The 4,532-nt window shown below is 50.7% G+C and carries 6 protein-coding genes; all 6 read right to left on the bottom strand.

The genetic code is table 11. From position 1 onward, the window contains the following. Positions 1 to 137 precede the first annotated feature (137 nt). Complete coding sequence (locus tag RG807_RS17600) at positions 138 to 1,085, bottom strand: zinc-dependent alcohol dehydrogenase (protein ID WP_309046039.1); 948 nt, start codon at positions 1,083 to 1,085, stop codon at positions 138 to 140. Between the two features lie 86 nt (positions 1,086 to 1,171). Next, on the bottom strand, positions 1,172 to 1,993 hold the full coding sequence (gene panB / locus RG807_RS17595) for a 3-methyl-2-oxobutanoate hydroxymethyltransferase (protein ID WP_309046038.1): 822 nt from the start codon (positions 1,991 to 1,993) through the stop codon (positions 1,172 to 1,174). Positions 1,994 to 2,128: 135 nt separating this feature from the next. Beyond that, entirely contained in the window at positions 2,129 to 2,539 is a 411-nt protein-coding gene (locus RG807_RS17590; protein ID WP_309046037.1) for a leucine-rich repeat domain-containing protein, read from the bottom strand. 73 nt (positions 2,540 to 2,612) lie between these two features. Then, on the bottom strand, positions 2,613 to 3,290 hold the full coding sequence (locus RG807_RS17585) for an SAM-dependent methyltransferase (protein WP_309046036.1): 678 nt from the start codon (positions 3,288 to 3,290) through the stop codon (positions 2,613 to 2,615). A 112-nt stretch (positions 3,291 to 3,402) separates the two neighbouring features. After that, the gene (locus tag RG807_RS17580) at positions 3,403 to 3,813 is read right to left on the bottom strand and encodes a hypothetical protein (protein WP_309046035.1); all 411 of its coding nucleotides are present in this window, start codon (positions 3,811 to 3,813) and stop codon (positions 3,403 to 3,405) included. An 84-nt stretch (positions 3,814 to 3,897) separates the two neighbouring features. Further along, positions 3,898 to 4,317, bottom strand: a complete 420-nt coding sequence (locus RG807_RS17750) for a GFA family protein (RefSeq protein WP_224849672.1) — start codon at positions 4,315 to 4,317, stop codon at positions 3,898 to 3,900. Positions 4,318 to 4,532: the final 215 nt, after the last annotated feature.

Raw genomic sequence — 4,532 nt, 5'->3', positions numbered from 1 at the left:
CATCTCGAACCAAAGCTCGTCTACTTTGCGGCGAGTTTTACCATAATATAATGATTTCTTGATGCTCATGCAGTCCTCGCTAGAACATAACGCCTATGCGAAGCGGCGGCTGAAAGCCGTCCGTCTTACGCTATTGGTTATACCGATCTTTGCGGTCGAAGCACGGACTTTATTGATTCAAAATCGCCATTTGCGTATGCCACAAGCTCGGCTTCCACCTCATTGAAACTCACGCTTCTCACCCACTTAGAACTACAACCCTGCACAAGCTCCATTGCTTTCGTGAACTGCTCCCTCGAAAAAACAAACGATCCAATAAATGTTTTCTGCTCTCGAATCATGCTTGTGAAATCAACACTTAAAGATTGCGAAGCAAAGCCAAGGAAAACGCTTTTTCCATTTTTCTTCGTTCGATTGATACACTCAGTGCGAGCTACCTCTGTGCCAACAGTGTCGAACACGATGTCGAATTCGCGGCCGAAGGTCCGAGCTACCTCGCAAGCGCCAATTGACGAAGCAGCTGTCAAACGTTTGGCAGATAGGTCTGAGACAAAGATTGATTCGCAGCCCTGATCCCGACCCATTGCTGTTAAACCCAAACCCAGTGAACCTGCTCCTATCACCAAAACAGAGTCGGTGGACTTTGGTTGAGCGCGTTCCCACGCGTTCACGGCGTTTGCGAACGGCTCGATGAACGACGCTTGCTCCCAGCTTAATGAAGCGGGCAGATGAACGAGAGCACTCTCTGGAACCGAAACCTGTTCAGCAAAGCCCCCAGATCTGTGAACCCCAATCAGATTCCAGTCGTTACAAAGTTGGGACTGGCCTTGGTTGCAGTAGAGGCAGTCCCCACAACCTGATAGTGGAAAAACCGCTGCTCGTTGACCTGCGGTTGTTACGCCGCACAGCCCATGCCCCATTACGTTTGGAAGAGGCCTAAGCCCTGGATTCTGAAGCGCCGCTACTTCGCTACCACCAAGCCCTGTTACCTCTACATCAATGATCACCTCGCCTTGACTAGGCTGTGGTGGAGCAACATTTTCGAGAACAATGTTTTGCGGGCCCTTAAGCAAGAGAGCTCTCATTTAGGTTACACCTCCCTGTATAACGCTTGGCTTTGCGGCGTGCCGGAGCGCAGCGTAGGCACGTCCGGCAACAGCCATTTGTTATGTCACTTTTTTAGGCCAAAACAATGCTCATCTGAAGGGAAAATTCCAGCTCTTACCTCTTTTTCGAACTCTGCAAATACCTCTTTGATCTGGGCACTGAGGTCTACATATTTTTTGGCGAACTTCGGGGTGTAATCTGAGAACAAACCAAGGATGTCCTCAGTCACTAATACTTGTCCATCACACTCAGGAGAAGCACCAATGCCGATGGTGGGGATGGCAATGGTTTCAGTAACCTTCCTTGCTGCTTTCTCAAAAACACCTTCAATCAATACCGAGAACGCACCTGCTGATTCAAAGGCCTGTGCCTCTTTAACCAACAACGCAACAGCATCGTCATCTCGCCCCTGAGCCTTGAAGCCTCCAAGAGCATTTGCATGCTGCGGACGAAGGCCTATGTGGGGCATGACAGGAATTCCCCGACTGATCAGGAACTCCACCGTTTCAACAAGCTCCAAGCCTCCCTCGACTTTCACTGCCTGAGCACCGGTTTCCGTCAATATGCGTGCTGCATTGCGATACGCCAGCTCTTTACTTTCTTGATATGAGCCAAAGGGCATGTCAATGACAACACAAGCCCGCTCGATACCACGAACAACTGCTGCACCGTGGGCAATCATCATATCCAGTGTTACAGGTAAGGTAGAATCAAATCCGTATGCAACCATACCCGTTGAATCACCAACAATGATGAGATCTACATACGGATCCATAAAGCCCGCCATTGGCTTGGTGTAAGCCGTCAGAGAGACAATGCTGCCTTTCCCTTTCATTTTCCGAATCTTAGCAGTAGTAATTTTCTGATTTGACGTATGCGTGCTCATGCTATCTCCTTTTATGATGCTCGATGCTCACTCAGTGAACATAACGCCCGCAGCATGCGCGGCTTTGAAATGAAGGCGAAGCCGCAATGGAAAAGGCGTCGCCGTGCCTGCGATTGTTAGTCGGTGAACACAGGGTCAATGTACCTCAACTCCTGGAATTGACACTTCTAACCTCTCTATCGCTTCATTAGAAATGTTCTCGCAATCAACGATCGAGATGAACCTGAGGTTTTTTAGCGAATGCAGACAACTGAACCCTACATCTGAGACCGAAGTCCCTTCTATCCAGATTTCTTCAAGGTTTTTGAATTCCGCAATGCGCTCCATCGCTTTGTCTGTTACCTCAGTTCCATCCAGATCGATGCCGCGTAATTCTGGTAACTCAGGTAACACGCGTATTCCTTGGTCTGATATATCAGCGTTTTCGAGGTTCAGAAAGACTACGTAACCGGAGACGCCAGCAAGGTCGACATCGGTGAATTGCGTCCCTTTTATATATCCCGGGCCTTCTTGAAGGCTGAACACCAATCTTTGATCTCTCGCCATACCCCTTCCGACTAACGCTTGGCTTTGCGGCGTGCCGGAGCGCAGCGTAGGCGCGTCCGCCAACAGCCACTGGTTATACGGACTTTACCACCAACATCTCAGTAGCACCTTTTTGAAACCGGTAACTAACAGGCTGCAATGAGACATCAATCCCATCGGCAGATAATGCGGTCATTACCTGATCCAAATACTTCGAGACCTCTCCGTCTAAGGACACAACAGGAAAGACACGCACTTCGGTCGCCACTCTGCATAGCTCCCACATTGATGCGAGGTGAGTAGCCCCATCCACATGGTCACTGTAGAGAAAAAGATAGTGGGAGCAGAGTGCCAAATCGAACTCGGAGTCGGAAAACGGCAGCGACGGCAAAGACGCTGATAGATACCGCCCTTGCTGAAAACCCGCCTCAAAGTCGGCCAGGAATCTCGACATGGCATTCATACGGATCTCGCCAAGATGCTCGACGCTACTCAGTGACTCCCAAATATACTTGTCTGCGTCCTGCCGCATCTTAGTCATGATTTCCGGGTACACTTCATCAATCCGGCGACGTATTTCGTTGACCTGAAACCCGTAAACCGGATCACAGGAAGTGACTTGGCAGCCACGCTCTGTTGCCTCTACATTAAAACTTGCGGGGCCATCACCGCAACCAAGGATACGCTTGTTCAGGTCATCCTCGGATAATCCGAACATCGCCTGATACTCTTCAAAAGATCGGCCCCAGGGGACTACATTGGCTAACTTCAAATCTGACTCTCCTTAGTCTGTATAACGCCGTTGTTCAGCGGTGCCCTTGTAGCGCAGCGAAAAGGGCATCCGGTGGAGGGCCGTCAGGCCCGGAACGTACTGGAACACTTGGTTAAATGCTGAAAATGGCACGAACAAGGTAAACACTCGTTGCCAAAATGGCGACAGCAAGTGTTAGGTACGAACCATGAATCAGCCAATACCGCTTTGATTTATAGCGTTTATTTTTATCCCAGCTTTGTTCAGATTCAGGCTTGTTCAACTCCTGTGTAAGCGCGAAGAACCTTTTTGCGTCGACCCGAAGTTCGTACAAGCACAAACCCACTGTAGCAACGAACGAGACCAGCGCGACTGACAGCAACCATTTGTCGGTAGCACCCAACTCGCTCCCACCGGACTTGGTGAGTGCAAGAAAAAACACACCCGTAGCGCCTGACGAAACGGAGAGAATATAGGCCCGTAGGCGGTTCCCGGCATCTTTAGCCAGCTCGTGGTATTTGGCGATCTCTTCAGATTTATCCATAGGCATTTAACGCTTTTTGTTTAGCGGCGCACATGTAGCGCAGCGAAATGGGCGTCCGGTGTAGGGCCGGAGGCCCGGAACGTACTACAACAATTTGTTAAGTGATTCCAGGCTCTCAGGACCGCCCTCCAATCGTGCGCACTCAGTGGATTCCTGCTCCCATGGCGCTGCGGATGCTGTATGGAGGTGAACAGAAACCCTTGATACGGCCAGTTCATCGAGCAAACCAGCTGGAACCCAAACCATCTCGGTGCCCCGCAGGCTATTTGGAACCGGGCTCCCACAACTCGAACAGAAATCGCTCCGGAAACCACTTGGCTTTTGGTACGTCCGAATCTCGCTTTGACCTGAGACCCAACGAAAATTAGAACCCTGCACAAACGTGGCAGCGTTAGCGGCAGCCCCTGTGGCTTTGCGGCATAGCGAGCAGTGACACTGATAGAGATTGCGTATCTCCCCATCAATTTCGAATTTCACGTTTCCGCAGAGACATTCACCTTGCATCGATCAATCCTTTGACACTTAACGCCGAAGCACAGCGGCGACCTTGGAGTGGCGACGAAGGAGCCACGTAAAGGGCGTCCGGCGGCCATCGGCCGCGAACTGCTGCGCCTTGTTAGGCATTTTCTCAGATTATTCGCGGTGCTCATCGTCGAGCACCTGCTTGATCTTCCCGTTCCCGACATGACGAGCCCCTTCCTGAAGGCGCCATTCAAGCC

The organism is Marinobacter sediminicola (assembly GCF_031157525.1).
Lineage (GTDB): Bacteria > Pseudomonadota > Gammaproteobacteria > Pseudomonadales > Oleiphilaceae > Marinobacter > Marinobacter sediminicola.
The sequence above is the reverse complement of the archived record's forward strand: the minus strand, read 5'-3'. Positions and strand labels throughout refer to the sequence as shown.